Genomic DNA, 18,769 nt, shown 5'->3' with positions numbered 1-18,769 from the left:
GCGTCAGTACGCGCGGCGCCGCAGCCGGCGCCACCACAGCAGGGCGGCGCCGATCAGCAGGATTCCGCCCGCACCCGCGCCCGCGGAGGCGGCGATCAGGGTCGTGTCGTCCGAGCCGGCGGGCTCCAGGGCGTCGCCGATCTGGCTGCGGACGTCGTTGCCGCCCGAGGTGCCCTTGGCCAGCGGGCCGCGCGAACCCTCCGTCGGCAGGGCCACGTACGGGAAGGCCTTCTCGAACTCCTTGTCGTTCTTGTCCACCGCGTCGCCCAGGTCGTTCTTGGCGCCGAGCAGTTCACCCTCGACAACCTGGAGGGAGGCGTCGATCACGTCGTCCGTGAGGCGGCGGCCGTTGGGGAAGCCCGCGTTGTCGCCGTCCAGGACGCCCAGCCTCTTCGGGGTGGCGGTGGGCTTGATCGAGGTGTTCAGGCGGAGCATCTCGGACGGCGTCACACGGGGCGGCTGGTTGAGGCCCTTCACGCCCTTGAGGAAGACGTCGACCAGGTCGTTGCGCGGCTCGGCGGGTGCCGGGATCTTGTAGATCGCCTCGATCAGTTTGGGCAGTTCGGGCTTGGTGACGTTCTCCAGGAACTGGGCGTCGCCCCAGGGCCCGGACGCGTTGAAGGTGTCCTTGTCCTCGATCGGGTTGACGACCTCGTTGACCAGGGGGTTGCCGAGGCGCGAGACCTGACGGAAGTGCCCCTGGGCGTTCTTGCGCTGCGTGGTCGACCAGATGCCGACGACGGGCTGGCGGGCGGACTCCTGGATCAGGTGGTTGGGCACCTGCAGGGCGATGGAGTTGACGTTGTAGCCCTTGAGGGTGTCGTTGCCGACCTCGGAGAGGTTGCCGCCGTAGAGCAGGTCGAAGACCCGCAGGTCCAGGAAGAACGGGTCGTCGGCCTGGCCCGCGAACGTCGTGGAGCCGCCGGCCAGTTCGTGCACCGCCGCCTTGCGCAGCGCCGCGTAGTCGGGCATGGACGCCTTGCCGACGTTCGAGGGCGCGACCGGGACGTCGTCCGCGATCTTCGTGCGGGACAGCAGCCGCTGCTTCTTCAGCCGCAGCAGATCGATGTCGTAGGTCTGCGTGACGTTGAGGTCCTTGTCGTCGAGGGTCTCGACAGGACCGGTGTTGTAGAGGAACGTCTTCTTGTTCTTGACGTGCGTCCTGAAGGTGTAGCGGAACAGCAGCTCGCCCTGTCCGTCCCCGTTGTTGTCGATGTGGAGGTCGTACTGGGCGTCGTCGGCGAACGTGAAGAAGTTCGGTCCGCCGGCCGGCTCCTCGAAGGGGTTCCAGTTCGCGATGATCGTCGTCGTGTCCGGCTTGTCCGGGCTCACGAACGCGTACACGTCGGTGTTGTCGTACTGCGGGGTCCCCGATATCAGCGGGGCCTCCCGGTGACTGGAGGCGGTGGCCGCCCCCGGTTCCAGCGTGGTCACACCGGCGGCCGCGAGCCCTCCGGCGGCCAGCGCACCACAGACGAGAGTGGCGACGCTCCTGAGTCCCGCGCCGCGCTTGGAGATAGCTGTCATGCCGTCCGTCCTCAGTCCCAACTTCCCTGACGCGGTGGATTCGACGCCGGGGGTGGACCGGATTGGTCCGACGGGAGATTGTTTTCCCGGCTGTTCGACCCGCGTTTTCGGCGCGCAGATCCGTAACCCCATACGGAGGTGCGTGCGTTGCGAATGTCCGGTGTGAGGGGGCGGCCGGGGTGCGGTCGCGGAAAGGGGGAGCGAGTGGAGGCGGACAGACTGCTGATCCGCGTCGCCGGCGGGGACCAGATGGCGTTCGAGGAGCTCTACGCACTGGTGTCCGGACCGGTGTTCGGGCTCGTCAAACGGGTGGTGCGGGATCCCGCGCAGTCCGAGGAGGTGGCCCAGGAGGTCCTGCTCGAACTGTGGCGGTCCGCCGCCCGCTTCGACCCCGCCCGCGGCAGCGCCGTGTCCTGGATCCTCACGCTCGCCCACCGCCGCGCCGTGGACCGGGTGCGCAGCGCCCGCGCGGCCGGCGAGCGGGAGCAGCGCGAGGCGCTGCGCTCCGGGACGCCCGCCTTCGACCAGGTCGCCGAGGAGGTGGAGGCCGGGCTCGAACGCGAGTGGGTGCGCCGGTGCCTGAACCGGCTCACCGCCCTGCAGCGGGAGTCGGTCACCCTCGCCTACTACGACGGCTACACCTACCGTGAAGTGGCCGAACGGCTCTCGCTGCCGCTCGGTACGGTCAAGACCCGGATGCGCGACGGACTGACCCGGCTGCGCGAGTGCCTCGGAGGAGCCGCGTGAGCTTCCTGGACCGTCCGCACCCCGAGGGCCGAGGAGGTACGGCATGAGCCTGCTCGACCGGCTGCGCGGCCGCGCCGACCTGCACAGCCTCGCCGCCCCCTACGCGCTCGACGCCCTGGAACCCGACGAACGCGCGCGCTTCGAGAAGCATCTGGCGGCCTGCGAGCGCTGCGCACCGGAGGTACGGATGCTCTCCGAGGACGCCGTACGGCTCGCCTGGTCCACCGCCGTCCCCGCACCCGCGGTCCTGCGCGACCGGGTGCTGGCGGCCGTGCGCACGACCCCGCAGGAGCCGCCGCGCGCGCGGGAGGCGTTGCTGCCTCCCCACGTCCGGGGTGTGCGGCCGCCGCCACCGGAGCGCGCCCGTGCGCCCCGGATGCGCCCTCTGTTCGTCCCGTTCGCCACCGCGACGGCCGCCGCCGCCCTGGTCGTCGCCGCCCTCTTCGCCGTCCAGGCCGACCGGACCGGCGGGCAACTGGCCGCCGAGCGAGACAGATCGCGTGAGATCGCCCAGGTCCTGGCCGCTCCGGACGTCCGTGCGGCCACCGGACGGGATGCCGGTGGGGGAACGATCGGAGTCATCGCCTCCGCTTCGGAGGGGAGCGCGGTCGTCACCCTGAACGGCTACGACAGCCTTCCGGGCGACCGCGTGCATCAACTGTGGCTCATGCGCCCCCAGGCGCAACCACGCTCCCTGGGCCTCCTGGACGGCGACACGCCCTTCGTCACGAACGGCCTGGACACGGGGGCGACGTCACTCGCTGTGACCGTCGAGCCCGACGGCGGGTCGCCCCGACCCACCACTCAACCAATTGTCCAACTCGCCCTGGAATCGGTTGGATTCGGAGGGTGATCGAAGAGGGATGGTCAACGCCCTTACGGGGAAGGTGAATCCTGTGACCGCGATACACGCGTGCCCCAAGGGGGAGATAGGGTTACCCTGCCCGGGCCGGGTGGATTCGTACGGGTGGGGAGTGACATGGAACAGATAACAGTGCGCAGCAGGGCAAGGGTCCCTGCCATCACCTGCGGGAGCAGCGCGACCAGTTCGCGTCTCGACCGCCATCTCTCGGTGCTGGCCGGCCCCGCCGTCCCGCAGCGTGAGGCGGCCGAGGCGACCTCGCTGATGCGGGAGATAACTGCGCGTGACACCGCGCACGAGCGCAGCGAGCGGGTGTCCCGGGTGCGCCGGGTCTCTCTCTTCGCCCCGCTGCGTCGTCTGCGCCGTTCGCTGTTCGGCGGCCACTGACCCGCACGGACACCCCCGACGTACTTTCGAGGGCCCGCGCTCGGACAGCCACACCGTCCCGGCGCAGCGCTGCGATCTGGCCGCCCGTCATCCCCACGGCACGCAGCGATGCTTCGGTGTGATGCCCGAGCGCGGGTACGTCCCCACTCCACGCCGGCTCCCCACCCGGCAAGGTGAGCGGGGGCGCAGGCGCCCTGAGCGGTGGCAGGCGAACCCACCTCCCGCCACCGCTACCGGGCCGCCGCCTGTAGGCGCGCCGTCACCCCCGTGCCGTCCCTGGTGCTTCACCCGGCACCCGGTCCGTCGCGGATGCCGGATCGCTCCCCGACCGCGTATTGCCCGACGCCCCGTTTCGGTGAGCCGCAGCCCCTCCCGGCCCGTTTCCGCACGACGGCATCAACCGCATCGCCCGCTCTCGGTCGGTCGTGGCACAGCTGTCGTGGGCGCGATGACGGCGTGCGCGAGGCCCGTGCGCGCCGGTGGTGCGCCGTCGTGCATCCCCTCGTGCAGCGGGTGCCCTTTTCCCTTTGCGTGCGTGGGACGGCTCACGTCCCGAGCCTGCGGGCCCTTCCGGCTTCGGCGCGGGTGCTGGGCGCCTTCGTGCCGGGGCGGCAGGGCGACGAGAGGTCCTAGAGCAGGGCGAACTGGCCTTCCGGGCCCTCCTCGTGATGGTCGAGGACCGAGGCGGGACGGTGGGCCGATGCCGGGACCGGCAGGACGCCGGCGGCGCGCAGTTCGGTCGCGGTCAGCGCCGGCCCGGCTTCCGGCCGCGGGAGTCCGGACAGCAGCGTGAGGACCGTGATCAGCTCCAGCAGCTCCGACGTCCATGCCTGGGGCCAGGTCGCCGGGCGGATCGCGAGGAGCGTGCCGGGCTCGCCCCCGGCCGTCCGGGCCGCGAACCACTGCTCCAGGACCCGGACGCCGCCCGCCTCGAAGTCCCAGGCCCCGGCCGGCACGGGGGAGACGCGGCCCTCGTCGAGGTGCAGGGTCTCCTCGTCGCGGTCGTAGTGGAGCGTGCGCGGATGCGCGGGCAGCGGGGCGCGGACGTAGGGGCGGCGGCCACCGGGCAGTCTCGGGCGGTCGCCGTCGCGGCGCAGCAGCCAGAGCAGGCGGTGCCCCGTCTCCACGCCCCGCGACCAGAGCGCGGGGTCCGCGGTGAGCGGCACCGTGAGGTCAGCACGCACCGCGCTCAGGATCCACGCCAGCACGTCGACCGGGTCGGGGGCCTGCCCGAGACCCAGGGCCAGGTGCTCCAGCAGGCCGGGGGCCAGGTTCGGTTCGACGCCGCCGGGGCGGCGGTACAGGGGGCGGACCCGGCCGGGGCGGAGCAGCGGGAGCAGGGAGGTGGCCAGCAGACGGGGCTCACCCCCGGTGTTCTCGACCACGAACACCTGCCGCTCGTCGGCCACCCGCCACAACTCCGGGCGGGCCGCGTCGATCAACCGGTGGTCCGGGATCAGCCACTGCTCGTCGAAGGGCGCCGACAGCACCCGGACCGGTTCCGGGCAGGGCCCCTGCGCGCGCAGCAGCTTCTCCGTGCCGGCGGAGCGGCCCGGCAACTGCCCGACCGCCGAGTGCAGCGTGCGGGAGCGCGACGGCTCGAACAGGGCCTCGCGGTCCGCTCCCTCGGCCTTCATCAAGGCGTCCCAGCGCGCCTTGAGGGAGGACGGATCGGGGGCCGTCGGCCACCCCCGGCCGAGTCGCGGCGGTGCGACGGACCACGGCATGAGGTCCGCGAGCAGCGGAGCGTCGTCGCGCGTCACGCTGGGCATCGTACGTCGGCACTCCGGCGCACGGGTCAGGTGGCGTCCAGCGTCACCGTGAAGGAGAAGCGGTCGCCCCGGTAGTGGATGACGGCGACGTCCAGCACCCGCCCGTCCCCGTCGTACGTCACCCCCGTGTAGTGCAGGATCGGGCTCAGCAGCGGCACGTTCAGCAGCCGCGCCGTCTCCGGGTCCGCGAGCCGGGCCTCCACCGTGTCCGTGATGCGGCTGATGTCCGCCCCGGCCACGTCCCGCAGCACCTTGGTCATGGGCCGGCGGCCCAGGTCGTCCAGGTCGATCCGGGCGGCCACGTCGGGACGGACGTAGTTGTGGGCGTGGTTGGTCGGCTCGCCGGTCTTCTCGTCGCTGCGCAGCCGGTGGTACGTCGCCACCTCGGCGAGGTCCGGGAAGTACTCGGCGAGTTCCGCGGACACCGGGGCGTGTCCGTGGTCCAGCAGCTCGGCGGTCATGCCGGACTGCTGGGCCACGATCGCGTCCACCGAGCCCAGCAGCCGCACCGGGGCGCCCCGGCGCGCGCTGGGCTCGATGAACGTGCCGCGCCTGCGGTGCCGGCTGATCAGACCCTCGTCCTCCAGCTCCTTCAGCGCCTGCCGCATGGTCAGCACACTCACGCCGTAGTGCCCCGCCAGCTGCTCCTCGGTCGGCAGGCGCAGCGGGTCCCGGGGCGAGCGGCCGAGTATCGAGGCGCGCAGCGACTGCGACACCTGGTACCAGAGCGGCAGCTTGCGGTTCAGGACGATCGAGTCCGGGGCGAAGGAGGTCACGGGGCCATCCGTACCGGCAGGATTCCGTCGGTGCAAGGGGCGTCGGTCATGGCAGGGGGCGGAAGTGCCGTTCCATGCCCCGCCACACGTCGTCGTAGCGCTGCTGCAGGTGCTCCGCGTGCTCCGCCTGCGCCGTCAGGGTCATCGGCCAGCGCGTCTCGAACATGAACGCGAGCCCGTCGTCGATGCGCTGGGGCCGCAGCTCGGCCGCGCTCGCCCGGTCGAACGTCTCCCGGTCCGGGCCGTGCGCCGACATCATGTTGTGCAGCGAGCCGCCGCCCGGCACGAACCCCTCGGCCTTCGCGTCGTACGCGCCCTCGACGAGCCCCATGTACTCGCTCATCACGTTCCGGTGGAAGTACGGCGGCCGGAACGTGTCCTCGCCCACCAGCCAGCGCGGCGCGAAGACCACGAAGTCCACGCCCGCGAGCCCCGGGGTGTCGGAGGGCGAGGTGAGCACCGTGAAGATCGACGGGTCCGGGTGGTCGTAGGAGATGGTGCCGATCACATTGAAGCGGCGCAGGTCGTATACGTAGGGCACATGGTTGCCGTGCCAGGCGACGACGTCGAGCGGCGAGTGGTCGTACGTCGCCGTCCAGAGGTTGCCGCAGAACTTGTTGACCACCTCCACCGGGCCCTCGACGTCCTCGTACGCGGCGACCGGTGCGCGGAAGTCCCGGGGGTTGGCGAGGCCGTTGGCGCCGATCGGGCCGAGGTCGGGGAGGCGGAAGGGGGCGCCGTAGTTCTCGCAGACGTATCCGCGAGCGACCTCGTCGAGGAGCTCCACCCGGAAGCGGACCCCGCGCGGGACGAGGGCGGCATCGCCGGGCTCCACCGCCAGCAGCCCGAACTCCGTGCGCAGCAGCAGCCCGCCGCGCTCCGGCACGATCAGCAGCTCGCCGTCCGCGTCGCTGAAGACACGGTCCATGTCGGCGTCGGCGTGGTAGAGGTGCACGGCCATGCCGGTGCGCTGGGTGACGTCGCCGTTGCCGCCGAGGGTCCACAGACCGGCCAGGAAGTCGGTGCCGGGCGGCGGTTCGGGCAGGGGGTTCCAGCGCAGCCGGTTCGGGTCGGGCACGGTCTCGGTGAACGGGGCGGTGCGCAGTCCGCCGTTGCCGGTGCGGGTGAACGCCGGGTGCGCGGCCGAGGGGCGGATGCGGTAGAGCCACGAACGGCGGTTGTGGGCGCGGGGTTCGGTGAAGGCCGTACCGCTGAGCTGCTCGGCGTAGAGGCCGAGGGGCGCGCGCTGGGGCGAGTTCCGGCCCTCGGGCAGCGCGCCCGGGAGGGCCTCGGAGCTGTGCTCGTTGCCGAAGCCGGACAGATGGGCCAGCCCTTCGGCGGTCTTCCGTGCCTCCCCGCGCCCGGACACGCCCGCGCGCGAGGTACCCCCATCGCTCATGATCGCTGCTCCCTTGCCCGTTCGATTCCTATGGCTCACCGTAGGATTGCGGTTGCTCCGGCGCAAGGGGGACGTCCGGCCTCCTTGCGACGGACGACGCGGGACGGCCGGGAACCAGACTCCAGGGGGATTCGGGGTGGCGTACGGGTGTTCTACGCTCACCCGCATGTCATGGACGCGCCGATCTCGTGCCTCGCTCGCGGGCTGTGCCCTGTTGGTGGCCGCGGTCGCCGTCGCGGGCTGCGGCACCGGTGATGCCGCGGGGCGCGAGGACGGCCGGTCGTCGGCCGTGGGCCGACTGCTCGACGACACCGACGAGGCCGGCCGCCCCTACCGCGAGGTGCGCGCGCAGGACGCGCCCGGGATCGGCATCGAGGTGCAGCCCGACGCCTCCGGTGCCGGGTGGGACGTACGCCTGCGGCTGCGCGACTTCGGCCTCTCGCCGGCCGGTACGGCACCCAGGGCGGTGCCCGGCCGGGGCGTCGCCCGCCTCTTCGTGGACGGCCGCCCCGTCGCCGAACTGCGCGACCCCGAGCACCGCCTGGCCGGCGGCCTGGTCCCGCGCGGCACGCACCAGGTGACCGCGCGGCTGTACGCCGACGACGGCACCGTCTGGGCGGTGGACGGCGAGCCCGTCGAGTGCACGGCCGACATCACCGCGTCGGGCGGCGAGCCGACGGCCGTGACGAGCGCGCGGGGCGTGAAAACCCCTGCCCGGGGCGGAGGTTCACCGGATCCCGGCGGACAGGCATCATGAAGCCCGTGCCCCATCCGACCAACCTCCGTCGTGCGCCTGTCCAGCGGCGCAGTGCCGAGCGGCTGACCCGCATCCTCGACTCCTGCGCCGACCTCCTCGACGAGGTCGGCTACGACGACCTGAGCACCCGCGCGGTGGCCCAGCGGGCGGGCGTGCCCATCGGCTCGGTCTACCGCTTCTTCGGCAACAAGAGGCAGATGGCCGCCGCGCTGGCGCAGCGCAACCTCGACCGGTACGCCGAGCGGGTCACCGCGCGTCTGAAGGGCGCCGCGCCGGGCGACTGGCGGGCCGCCATGGACGCCGTGCTGGACGAGTACCTCGCCATGAAGCGCACCGCCCCCGGCTTCTCCCTCGTCGACTTCGGCAACCAGATCCCCGTCGGCAGCCGTCAGACCGAACCCAACCACCGGGTCGCCGACCGGCTCACCGACCTCCTCGGCGGCCATCTCACCCGCGAACCCGACGCAGGGCTGCGGCGCACCTTCCTGATCGCCGTGGAGACCGCGGACGCCCTGGTGCAGTTGGCGTTCCGGGTGGATCCGGAGGGCGACGCGGACGTCATCGCGGAGATGCGGGAGATGCTGCGGGCCTATCTGGGACGGGTGCTGGACTGACGGGACGGAGGGGCCGCCCGGGGGCCCTCCGCCCCTGAGCGGCTCGCCTTCCGCGAGGGCTCCCCCCGGCACCTCTGAGCGGATCGCCTTCGCACGAGGGCGCCGCCCCCGCACCTCTGCGTGGATCGCCTTCGCGCGAGGGCTCCCTCCGTACACCGCGCGGATCGCCTTCGCGTAAGGGCTCCCCTCCGTGCATACCGGTCGGTATGCTCGAACCGTCCGTGCGCCGCCGTAGTCGTCAGACCCCGGGAGGACCCGTGTCCCGCACCGCCCTGCGCATCTGCCCCCTGTGCGAGGCCACTTGTGGGCTGACGCTCACCATCGAGGGGACCCGGGTCACCGGAGCCCGCGGTGACCGCGACGACGTCTTCAGCGAGGGGTTCATCTGCCCCAAGGGCGCCGCCTTCGGGGCCGTCGACGGCGACCCCGACCGGCTGCGCGGGCCGCTCGTGCGCGAGAACGGGGAGCTGCGCGAGGCCGGTTGGGAGGAGGCCTTCGACGCCGTGGCCGCCGGGATCCGGCCCGTCGTCGAGCGGTACGGGGCGCACGCCGTCGGGGTGGTCCTCGGCAACCCCAACGTGCACACCATGGCCGGCGCGCTCTACCCGCCGCTCCTGATCGGCGCCCTCGGCACCCGCAGCGTGTTCACCGCGTCCACGGTCGACCAGATGCCCAAGCACGTCTCCAGCGGACTCCTGTACGGCGACGCCAACGCCATCCCGGTGCCCGACCTCGACCACACCGCCCACCTCCTGCTGATCGGCGCCAACCCCCTGGAGTCCAACGGGAGTCTGTGCACCGCGCCCGACTTCCCCGGCAGGCTCAAGGCGCTCAAGGCGCGCGGCGGCACGCTCACCGTGATCGACCCGCGCAGCACCCGCACCGCGCGGCTCGCCGACCGCCACCTCGCCATCCGGCCCGGCACGGACGCCCTGCTGCTCGCGGCGATGGCGCATGTCCTCTTCGAGGAGGACCTGGTCGCGCTCGGCGACCTCGCGCCCCATGTCCAGGGACTCGCCGAACTCCGCGAGGCGATGGAGGACTTCACCCCGGAGGCCGTCGCCGGGGCCTGCGACGTCGAACCCGGAGTGACGCGCGCCCTCGCGCGGGAACTGGCCGCAGCCCCCGCCGCCGCCGTCTACGGACGCATCGGCAGCTGCACGGTCCCGCACGGCACGCTCGCCAGCTGGCTCGTGGACATCCTCAACATCCTCACCGGAAACCTCGACCGGCCCGGCGGCGCCCTCTTCCCGCAGGCCGCCACCGACCGGACACCCCGCCCGGCCGGACCCGGCCGCGGCTTCGCCCTCGGGCGCTGGCGCTCCCGGGTGAGCGGACACCCCGAGGCGAAGGGCGAGATGCCGCTCTCCGCGCTCGCCGAGGAGATCGACACCGCCACCGAGGAGGGGGAGCCGGTCCGGGCGCTGATCGCCGTCGCCACCAACCCGGTGCTGTCCGCGCCCGACGGCGCCCGGCTCGACAAGGCCCTCGACTCGCTGGACTTCATGGTCAGCGTCGACCCCTACCTCAACGAGACCTCCCGTCACGCCCATGTCGTCCTGCCGCCGCCCCCGCCGTCCCAGAGCGCCCACCACGACTTCGCCTTCAACACCCTCGCCGTGCGCAACCAGGTCCGCTACACCCGCCCCGCCGTCCCGCTGGAGCCGGGCCGGACGGCCGAGACCGAGATCCTCGCGCGGCTCGTGCTGGCCGTCTCCGGCATGCACGGAGCCGACCCCGGTGCCGTCGACGCGATGGTCGTCGACCAGACCCTCGGCAAGGCCGTGACGGAGCCCCACTCACCCGTGCACGGCCGGGACCCGCGGGAACTCGCCGCCGCGCTCGACGGCGACACGGGCCCCGAGCGGCGCCTCGACATGATGCTGCGCCTCGGCCCGTACGGCGACGGCTTCGGCGCACGCCCGGACGGGCTGAGCCTCGCGAAGCTGCTCGCCCACCCGCACGGCGTCGACCTCGGGCCGCTGCGCCCCCGGCTGCCGCAGCCGCTGAAGACGGTGAGCGGCAAGGTCGAGCTGCTGCCGGCGCCCATCGCCGGGGATCTGCCGCGCCTGCGGCGGGCCATGACGGAGCGCGCCGACGGTCTCGTGCTCGTCGGGCGCCGCCATCTGCGGTCCAACAACAGCTGGATGCACAACGTCCCCGCCCTGACCGGCGGCACCAACCGCTGCACGCTCCACATCCACCCCGAGGACGCCGACCGGCTCGGCGTGCGCGACGGGGCAGCGGTGCGGGTGAAGGGGGCCGGGGGAGAGGTGACGGCCCCCGCCGAGGTCACCGACCGCGTACGGCCCGGCGTGGTCAGCCTGCCGCACGGCTGGGGCCACGACCGCCCCGGCACCCGTCTCACGCACGCCGCCGCCGACCCCGGCGTCAACGTCAACCAGCTCCTCGACGGCAGCCTGCTCGACCCGCTCTCCGGCAACGCCGTCCTCAACGGCGTGCCCGTGGAACTCGCGCCGGTGCCCGAAGAGCTCACCGCGCTGACCTGAGCAATGCCCTGACCAGGAGTTCTGCGCCGATTGACCGTACGTGCCCCCGTCCGTCCCCCGCCCCCCGGTGCGCCTCCCCGCGCTCCCGTACGGCCGACTGACGCCGGCTCTCCGGCGAGGCCACCGCATCTCCTGCCGGCAAGCCCGGTAGGAGAAGGGACATGACTCCTCGACTCACCCGTGCCCGGGTCGCCACGGTGACCGCCTCCGCCCTGCTCGCCCTCGGTGCGCCGGCCGCGTACGCCACGCTGGGCGAGGAGACGCGCGCCCCCGCCCCCGCCTCCGTGCGCGGCGCGGTGTACGCCGAGACGCGGCTGCTCTTCGGCACCGCGCGGCCCGACGGCGGATCGGCGGTCACCGAGCGGCAGTTCATGGCCTTCGTCGACAAGGAGGTGACCCCGGACTTCCCCGAGGGGCTGACCGTGCAGAGCGGGCGCGGACAGTGGCGGGACGCGAGCGGCACGATCGCGAAGGAACGGTCGTACGAGCTGATCCTGCTCTACCCGGCGGGCGAGGCGGCGGCCAGGGACCGCAAGGTGGAGGAGATCCGCCGGGACTACGAGAAGGCGTTCGGGCAGGAGTCGGTCGGCCGTGTGGACGACGAGGTGCGGGTCGACTTCTGAGCCGCCCCGCGGGCTTCCGGTGCCCTCCGCCGGGCCTGGCGCGGAAAAACTATCGCCGCTAGTTTGGGTGCCGACGACGCCGCTGTTCGGGAGGTAGGCCATGAAGGCCCGGGACGGGATGTACATCGACGGCGCCTGGCGCCCGGCCGCGGGCCAGGACGTGATCGACGTCGTGAACCCGGCCGACGAGGAGGTCGTCGGCCGGGTCCCCGCGGGCACCGCCGAGGACGTGGACCAGGCCGTGCGGGCCGCCCGCGCCGCCCTGCCGGGCTGGTCGGCGACGCCGCCCGCCGAACGCGCCGCGCGCCTGGCCGCCCTGCGCGACGCACTGGTCGCCCGCAAGGACGAGATCGCGGAGACGATCACCGCCGAGCTGGGCTCGCCCCTGTCCTTCTCGCAGGCGGTGCACCTGGGCGCCCCGATCGCGGTCGCGGGCTCGTACGCCGAACTGGCCGCGACCTACGCCTTCGAGGAGAAGGCGGGCAACTCGACGGTCTACCAGGAGCCCGTCGGCGTGGTCGGCGCGATCACCCCCTGGAACTACCCCCTGCACCAGATCGTCGCCAAGGTCGCCCCGGCACTCGCCGCGGGCTGCACGGTCGTCCTGAAGCCCGCCGAGGACACCCCGCTGACCGCCCAGGCCTTCGCGGAGGCGGTGCACGAGGCCGGCCTCCCGGCCGGTGTGTTCAACCTGGTCACCGGTCTCGGGCCGGTGGCCGGGCAGGCGCTCGCCGAGCACCCGGGCGTCGACATGGTCTCCTTCACCGGCTCCACCGCCGTCGGCAGCCGGATCGCCGCCGTGGCGGGCGCCGCCGTGAAGAAGGTCGCCCTCGAACTCGGCGGCAAGTCCGCCAACGTCATCCTGCCCAGCGCCGACCTGGCCAAGGCGGTCAACGTGGGTGTGGCCAACGTGATGTCCAACTCGGGTCAGACGTGCAGCGCGTGGACGCGGATGCTCGTGCACACCTCGCAGTACGCCGCGGCCGTCGAACTGGCCGCCGCCGCTGCCGCCAAGTACGGCGAGCGCATCGGGCCCCTCGTGAACGCCCGGCAGCGCGACCGGGTGCGCGGCTACATCGACAAGGGCGTGGCCGAGGGCGCCCGTCTGGTCGCGGGCGGCCCGGACGCCCCACGCGAGCGCGGCTACTTCGTCAGCCCGACCGTCTTCGCGGACGTCACGCCGGAGATGACCATCGCCCAGGAGGAGATCTTCGGCCCGGTCCTGTCGATCCTGCGCTACGAGGACGAGGCGGACGCCCTGCGGATCGCGAACGGCACGGTGTACGGGCTCGCCGGTGCGGTCTGGGCCGGCGAGGAGGCGGAGGCCGTGGCCTTCGCGCGCCGGATGGAGACCGGCCAGGTCGACATCAACGGGGGGCGCTTCAACCCGCTTGCGCCCTTCGGCGGCCACAAGCGGTCGGGTGTCGGCCGTGAACTCGGGGTGCACGGCCTGACCGAGTACCTCCAGACCAAGTCCCTCCAGTTCTAGAGGAGTCCATTGCCATGGCTGTGCGTGCCGCCGTCCTTCCGGCTGTCGGTGCCCCGCTGGAGGTCACGGAGATCGACCTTCCCGCACCGGGACCCGGCCGCATCCGGGTCCGCCTCGCCGCCGCCGGGGTGTGCCACTCCGACCTCTCGCTCTCCGACGGCACCATGCGCGTCCCCGTCCCGGCCGTCCTCGGCCACGAGGGCGCGGGCACGGTGGTCGCCGTCGGCGAAGGGGTCACCCGCTTCGCGCCGGGCGACGGCGTGGTCCTCAACTGGGCGCCGTCCTGCGGCGACTGCCCGGCATGCGCGCGCGGCGAGGTGTGGCTGTGCGCCGACGCCCTGAAGGGTGCCGCCGCCGTCCACGCCCACCGCGTTTCCGACGGCGCGGAGTTGCACCCCGGGCTGAACGTGGCCGCGTTCGCCGAGGAGACGGTGGTGCCGACGTCCTGCGCGCTGCCCGCGCCCGCCGGGGTGCCCTTGGCCGATGCCGCGCTGCTGGGCTGCGCGGTCCTCACCGGCTACGGCGCCGTGCGCCACTCGGCGCGGGTCCGGCCCGGCGAGACGGTCGCGGTGTTCGGCGTCGGCGGGGTGGGACTCGCGGCGCTCCAGGCGGCGCGGATCGCGGGTGCCTCACGGATCGTCGCGGTGGACGTCACCCCGGAGAAGGAGGGACTGGCCCGCGCCGCCGGTGCCACCGACTACCTCGTCGCCTCCGACACCACGGCCCGCGAGATCCGCGCCCTGACCGACAAGCAGGGCGTCGACGTGGCCGTGGAGTGCGTGGGCCGCGCGGTCACCATCCGCACGGCCTGGGAGTCGACCCGGCGCGGCGGCCGCACCACGGTGGTCGGCATCGGCGGCAAGGACCAGCAGGTCACGTTCAACGCCCTGGAGATCTTCCACTGGGGCCGCACCCTGTCCGGTTGTGTCTACGGCAACTCCGACCCGGAGCGGGACCTGCCGGTGCTGGCCGAGCACATCCGCGCGGGCCGTCTGGACCTCTCGGCGCTGGTGACGGAGCGGATCGCCCTGGACGGCATCCCGGCGGCGTTCGAGAACATGCTGGCGGGCAAGGGCGGCCGGGCGCTGGTGATCTTCTGACGCCGGGCGCGGACGTGGAGTTCTGACCTCAGGGGACCCGGGTGCCACCCGGGTCCCTCTCGTCTCCCCGGCAACTTCCCGCACGACCGTTGACCCCATACCGTCCGGTCAGTACGTTCCCGGGAACGTCCCCACCGCACCCACCGGCGTGTGCAGGCATGGACACGCCTCCCTCCGCTCACCCCGCCCCCGCCACCACCGCCCACCCCACGGGCAACCGCCGCCGCCCTCGCCTCGGCCGTGGAGTGGTACGACTACTTCGTCTTCGGCATCGCCGCCGCCCTGGTCCTCGGCGACCTGTACTTCCCCTCCGGCAGCTCCACCGCCGGCGTGCTGGCCGCCTTCGCCACCTTCGCCGTCGGCTTCCTCGCCCGCCCGCTCGGCGGCATCGTCGCCGGACACCTCGGCGACAAACGGGGCCGCAAACCGATGCTGGTCCTCGCGCTCACGCTGATGGGCGTCGCCACCACCGCCATCGGCCTGCTGCCGACGTACGAGACGATCGGCGTCGCCGCGCCGGTCCTCCTCGTCCTGCTGCGGGTGGCGCAGGGCGTCGCCGTCGGCGCCCAGTGGGGCGGCGCGATGCTCCTGGCCACCGAGTACGCCCCCGAGTGCAAACGCGGCGTCTACCTCTGATCTTGGCCAGTGCTCGGCCCTTCAGGGCGGGGGTGAAGGCCGTCCCTTGGCCCGGAGGCGTGGAGCGCTGGCGTGCTCTGCGTTTGAGGGGTGACGGTCGGACGGGACGCTGCTGGTTTTCGATGTACTGCTTGACGACGGTCGGGGGTGCCCCGTCGCATGATCCTGCGAAGTAGGGGCCGGACCGGAAGTGTCCGTTCCATAGGTTCCGGTGGACGTGGCTGTCGTACTCCGGGCGGAGCCTGCGGGACTTGACGCCCTTGAGGGAGTTGACGCTCTCCGACCGGGTCGGCCGGATAAGGATCTACGCGTTCGGCGCGGTCGGCATCGGGCTGTGGGCCGTACCGCACTTCCTGCTGATCGACACCGGATCACTGCTGTGGCTGGCGGTCGGCACCTTCGTCGCCAGTTGCTTCCTCAGCATCATGTACGGCCCCCAGGCCGCCCTGTTCGCCGAGCTGTTCACGCCCGAGATGCGCTACACGGGCGCCTCTCTCGGCTACCAGATCGCGGCGGTCGCCGGTGGCGGTCTCGCGCCGTTCGTCATGGTGCTGCTGCTGGAGGCGACCGGCACGTCGATGGCGGTGTCCGCCTACATCATCGGCCTCGCCGTGATCGCGCTGCTGTCCATCAAGGTCCTCGCGGACCGGGCGCTTTCAGACTGACCCGGCGCGTTCAGACCGACTTCGAGGCCGCCTGTCCGGTCCGCGGCGCCGGCTCCGTCCCCGGCGCCGCGGGCCGCGGCCGGGACCGCGACACCGCCACCCCGGCCAGGCACAGCGCGCCGCCCGTCAGCGTGAGCAGCCCGGGCACCTCGCCCAGCGCCAGCCACGACATCAGCACGACCAGGGCGGGCACGGCGTACGTCGTCGCGCCCATGCGGCTGGCGGTCGTACGGGACAGGGCGTACGCCCAGGTGGTGAACGCCAGCGCGGTCGGGAAGACGCCCAGGTACAGCATGTTGAGTGTGGCGGACAGGGGCGCGGCGGCGGCCTCCGTCACCAGCTGCCGGGAGAAGGGCAGGCAGCACGCCGCGCCCACCAGGCAGCCGAACGTCGTCACCTGGAGCGCGCTCGCCCGCCCGAGGGCCGGCTTCTGCGCGACGACCCCGCCCGCGTAGGCGACCGCGGCCAGCAGGCAGAGCACCACCCCGAGCACCGACGAGCCGCCCTCGCCCGACATCGACAGCCCCACGGTCACCGCACCGGCGAACGACACCGCCATCCCGGCCAGCAGCCGCGGCGGCATCCGGTCACCGAGCAGCCGGGCGCCGAGCAGGGCGATGAGGATCGGGCCGACGTTCACGACCAGGGCCGCCGTACCGGCGTCGACCTGCTGTTCGCCCCAGTTGAGGGCGACCATGTAGAAGCCGAACCACAGCACGCCCGATATCGCGATCCCGCGCCAGGACTCGCGCGGCGGCAGTCCCTCCCTCCGGACGAGGAGGACCGCCCCCAGTACGAGGGCCCCGGCGAGCAGTCGCCCCAGGGCCAGCGCGCCCGGCGAGTACGCGGTTCCCGCGCTGCGGATCGAGACGAAGGCGGAGGCCCAGAGCACCACCGTGACGGTGGCGGCACCGGCGGCCGGCAGCTGGGAGCGAGGGGCGACGTTCATCATGGTCTCGAGACTAGGAGGAGGAGGCGGCCGGGGGCTCGCGGAATTCGGACGGGGAGCAGGCCGCCCGGGCGGGCCGCGCGACCTGCGTGTACTGCTGCGCCAGCCCGTCCAGCAGGGCGCCGAGCCCCGTCTCGAAGGCCCGCTCGTCGATCTTCTCCTGCCGCTCGGCGAGGAGGTGCGCCTGCCCGAGGTGGGGGTAGTCGCCGGGGTCGTACGCGCTCTCGTCGGTCACGAAGCCCCCGGCGAACGAGCCGAGCGCGGAACCCATGATGAAGTACCGCATCAGCGCGCCGATGGAGGTGGCCTGCGCCGGGGGCCAGCCCGCCGCGACCATCGCGCCGTAGACGGCGTCCGCGAGGCGCAGCGCGGCCGGGCGGCGGCCTGGACCGCGAGCCAGCACGGGCACGATGTTCGGGTGGTCGCGCAGGGCGGCACGGTAGGAGACCGCCCAGTCGTGCAGAGCGGTCCGCCAGTTCCGCCCGTCCTCGAACATCGACAGGTCGACCTGCGCGCTCACCGAGTCGGCGACCGCTTCCAGGATCTCGTCCTTGGTGCGGAAGTGGTTGTAGAGAGAGGGCCCGCTCACTCCCAGCTCCGCGGCGAGCCGACGGGTGGAGACGGCCGCGAGGCCCTCCGCGTCCACCAGAGCCCGGGCCGCGTCGACGATCCGGTCGGTGCTGAGCAGGGGCTTGCGCGGTCGGGCCATGGCGCACATAGTAGGGCGGAGCCAGAAACTAGCACTGCTAATTTAATGCTCGACGTCCAAGGTGTCTTTCCCAGTGGGGTGACGTGTCGTGAACCTGGAACTGAGCGAGGAGCAGGCCGCCGTACGGCAGCTCGCCCGGGACTTCGTGGACCGCGAGATCGCCCCTCACGTCGTCGCCTGGGACCGCGCCGAGGAGGTCGACCGGGGGATCGTCGAGAAACTCGGCGAGGTCGGCTTCCTCGGTCTGACCGTCGACGAGGAGTACGGCGGCAGCGGCGGCGACCATCTCGCGTACTGCCTGGTCACGGAGGAACTCGGCCGCGGTGACTCCTCCGTGCGCGGCATCGTCTCCGTCTCCCTCGGCCTGGTCGCCAAGACCGTCGCGGCGTGGGGCGACGAGGAGCAGAAGCGGCGCTGGCTGCCCGGTCTGACGTCGGGCGCCTACATCGGCTGCTTCGGCCTCACCGAACCGGGCACCGGCTCCGACGCCGGCAACCTGACCACGCGCGCGGTCCGTGACGGCGGGGACTACGTCATCAACGGCAGCAAGATGTTCATCACCAACGGCACCTGGGCCGACGTCGTCCTGCTCTTCGCCCGGTCCACCCCCGAGCCCGGTCACCGGGGCGTCTCCGCGTTCCTCGTCCCCGCCGACACCCCCGGACTGACCCGGCGCACGCTCCACGGCAAGCTCGGCCTGCGCGGCCAGGCCACCGCCGAGCTGGTCCTTCAGGACGTCCGGGTCCCCGCCTCCGCGATGCTGGGTCCGGAGGGCAAGGGCTTCTCCGTGGCCATGTCCGCCCTGGCGAAGGGGCGGATGTCGGTCGCGGCGGGCTGCGTCGGCATCGCCCAGGCCGCCCTCGACGCGGCGGTCCGCCACGCGGGCGAGCGCGAGCAGTTCGGCCGGTCCATCGCCCATCACCAGCTCGTCCAGGAGCTGATCAGCGACATCGCCGTGGATGTCGACGCGGCCCGGCTGCTGACCTGGCGGGTCGCCGACCTGGTCGACCGAGGGCTGCCCTTCGCCACCGAGGCGTCCAAGGCCAAGCTCTTCGCCTCGGAGGCCGCCGTGCGCGCGGCCAACAACGCGCTCCAGGTCCACGGCGGCTACGGCTACATCGACGAGTACCCGGCGGGCAAGCTGCTGCGCGACGCCCGGGTGATGACCCTCTACGAGGGCACGAGCCAGATCCAGAAGCTGCTCATCGGGCGGGCTCTGACGGGGGTCTCGGCGTTCTGAGTACGTT

Annotated in this window: 16 protein-coding genes and 3 pseudogenes; 12 read left to right on the top strand and 7 right to left on the bottom strand. The window is 72.9% G+C overall.

What is annotated here, in order from left to right:
• Positions 1–3: 3 nt before the first annotated feature.
• The gene (locus ACWCPM_RS08675) at positions 4–1,527 is read right to left on the bottom strand and encodes a DUF4331 domain-containing protein (RefSeq protein WP_450975392.1); all 1,524 of its coding nucleotides are present in this window, start codon (positions 1,525–1,527) and stop codon (positions 4–6) included.
• A gap of 204 nt (positions 1,528–1,731) precedes the next feature.
• Here ACWCPM_RS08675 and ACWCPM_RS08670 point away from each other — a divergent pair, with 204 nt between their 5' ends.
• From ACWCPM_RS08670 to ACWCPM_RS08660, 3 genes are all read left to right on the top strand, one after another.
• Positions 1,732–2,274 carry a sigma-70 family RNA polymerase sigma factor gene (locus ACWCPM_RS08670; RefSeq protein WP_450975391.1) on the top strand — a complete coding sequence of 181 codons (543 nt, stop codon included), beginning with the start codon at positions 1,732–1,734 and terminating at the stop codon, positions 2,272–2,274.
• Between the two features lie 43 nt (positions 2,275–2,317).
• On the top strand, positions 2,318–3,127 hold the full coding sequence (locus ACWCPM_RS08665) for an anti-sigma factor (RefSeq protein WP_450975390.1): 810 nt from the start codon (positions 2,318–2,320) through the stop codon (positions 3,125–3,127).
• A gap of 126 nt (positions 3,128–3,253) precedes the next feature.
• Positions 3,254–3,523: a hypothetical protein gene (locus ACWCPM_RS08660; RefSeq protein ID WP_450975389.1), complete on the top strand. Its 270-nt coding sequence runs from the start codon at positions 3,254–3,256 to the stop codon at positions 3,521–3,523.
• Between the two features lie 629 nt (positions 3,524–4,152).
• On the opposite strand, the gene ACWCPM_RS08655 is transcribed toward ACWCPM_RS08660, so the two are convergent.
• Genes ACWCPM_RS08655 through hmgA form a run of 3 tightly spaced genes read right to left on the bottom strand, consistent with a single transcriptional unit; the run spans position 4,153 to position 7,470 of the window.
• Complete coding sequence (locus ACWCPM_RS08655; protein ID WP_450975388.1) at positions 4,153–5,295, bottom strand: type ISP restriction/modification enzyme; 1,143 nt, start codon at positions 5,293–5,295, stop codon at positions 4,153–4,155.
• A gap of 26 nt (positions 5,296–5,321) precedes the next feature.
• The gene (locus ACWCPM_RS08650; protein ID WP_450975387.1) at positions 5,322–6,071 is read right to left on the bottom strand and encodes a GntR family transcriptional regulator; all 750 of its coding nucleotides are present in this window, start codon (positions 6,069–6,071) and stop codon (positions 5,322–5,324) included.
• A 46-nt stretch (positions 6,072–6,117) separates the two neighbouring features.
• Positions 6,118–7,470 (bottom strand): homogentisate 1,2-dioxygenase, encoded by a 1,353-nt coding sequence (hmgA, locus tag ACWCPM_RS08645; protein ID WP_450975386.1) that lies wholly within the window; start codon positions 7,468–7,470, stop codon positions 6,118–6,120.
• Positions 7,471–7,636: 166 nt separating this feature from the next.
• On the opposite strand from hmgA, the gene ACWCPM_RS08640 reads away from it, so the two are divergent.
• The 7 genes and pseudogenes from ACWCPM_RS08640 to ACWCPM_RS08610 all read left to right on the top strand — a co-directional run.
• Positions 7,637–8,227 carry a hypothetical protein gene (locus ACWCPM_RS08640; RefSeq protein ID WP_450975385.1) on the top strand — a complete coding sequence of 197 codons (591 nt, stop codon included), beginning with the start codon at positions 7,637–7,639 and terminating at the stop codon, positions 8,225–8,227.
• Complete coding sequence (locus ACWCPM_RS08635; protein WP_450975384.1) at positions 8,224–8,841, top strand: TetR family transcriptional regulator; 618 nt, start codon at positions 8,224–8,226, stop codon at positions 8,839–8,841. The genes ACWCPM_RS08640 and ACWCPM_RS08635 overlap by 4 nt, the downstream gene beginning before the upstream one ends.
• 257 nt (positions 8,842–9,098) lie before the next feature.
• Positions 9,099–11,351, top strand: coding sequence for a molybdopterin oxidoreductase family protein (locus ACWCPM_RS08630; RefSeq protein WP_450975383.1), 2,253 nt, complete (start codon positions 9,099–9,101; stop codon positions 11,349–11,351).
• Positions 11,352–11,512: 161 nt separating this feature from the next.
• A complete protein-coding gene (locus tag ACWCPM_RS08625) occupies positions 11,513–11,974 on the top strand; it encodes a DUF3574 domain-containing protein (protein ID WP_450975382.1) in 462 nt (153 codons plus the stop codon).
• A gap of 100 nt (positions 11,975–12,074) precedes the next feature.
• Positions 12,075–13,463, top strand: coding sequence for an aldehyde dehydrogenase family protein (locus ACWCPM_RS08620; protein ID WP_450975381.1), 1,389 nt, complete (start codon positions 12,075–12,077; stop codon positions 13,461–13,463).
• Between the two features lie 14 nt (positions 13,464–13,477).
• On the top strand, positions 13,478–14,563 hold the full coding sequence (locus ACWCPM_RS08615; RefSeq protein WP_450975380.1) for a Zn-dependent alcohol dehydrogenase: 1,086 nt from the start codon (positions 13,478–13,480) through the stop codon (positions 14,561–14,563).
• Positions 14,564–14,721: 158 nt separating this feature from the next.
• Positions 14,722–15,193: pseudogene (locus tag ACWCPM_RS08610) on the top strand (MFS transporter); the annotation flags it as partial.
• 115 nt (positions 15,194–15,308) lie between these two features.
• On the opposite strand, the pseudogene ACWCPM_RS08605 reads toward ACWCPM_RS08610, so the two are convergent.
• A pseudogene (locus ACWCPM_RS08605) lies at positions 15,309–15,473 on the bottom strand (transposase); the annotation flags it as partial.
• Between ACWCPM_RS08605 and ACWCPM_RS08600 the strand changes: the two are divergent.
• Positions 15,472–15,864, top strand: a pseudogene (locus tag ACWCPM_RS08600) (MFS transporter); the annotation flags it as partial. The pseudogenes ACWCPM_RS08605 and ACWCPM_RS08600 overlap by 2 nt on opposite strands.
• Positions 15,865–15,874: 10 nt before the next feature.
• Here ACWCPM_RS08600 and ACWCPM_RS08595 read toward each other — a convergent pair.
• Both ACWCPM_RS08595 and ACWCPM_RS08590 read right to left on the bottom strand, forming a co-directional pair.
• Positions 15,875–16,813 carry a DMT family transporter gene (locus tag ACWCPM_RS08595; protein ID WP_450975461.1) on the bottom strand — a complete coding sequence of 313 codons (939 nt, stop codon included), beginning with the start codon at positions 16,811–16,813 and terminating at the stop codon, positions 15,875–15,877.
• A 13-nt stretch (positions 16,814–16,826) separates the two neighbouring features.
• A complete protein-coding gene (locus ACWCPM_RS08590) occupies positions 16,827–17,522 on the bottom strand; it encodes a TetR/AcrR family transcriptional regulator (RefSeq protein ID WP_450975379.1) in 696 nt (231 codons plus the stop codon).
• 88 nt (positions 17,523–17,610) lie between these two features.
• Between ACWCPM_RS08590 and ACWCPM_RS08585 the strand changes: the two genes are divergently transcribed.
• Positions 17,611–18,762: an acyl-CoA dehydrogenase family protein gene (locus ACWCPM_RS08585; protein ID WP_450975378.1), complete on the top strand. Its 1,152-nt coding sequence runs from the start codon at positions 17,611–17,613 to the stop codon at positions 18,760–18,762.
• The last annotated feature ends 7 nt before the right edge of the window (positions 18,763–18,769 follow it).

This window comes from Streptomyces sp. NPDC002309 (assembly GCF_053593375.1).
Note: the sequence above shows the minus strand (reverse complement) of the source record. Positions and strands in the feature narration are given on the sequence as shown.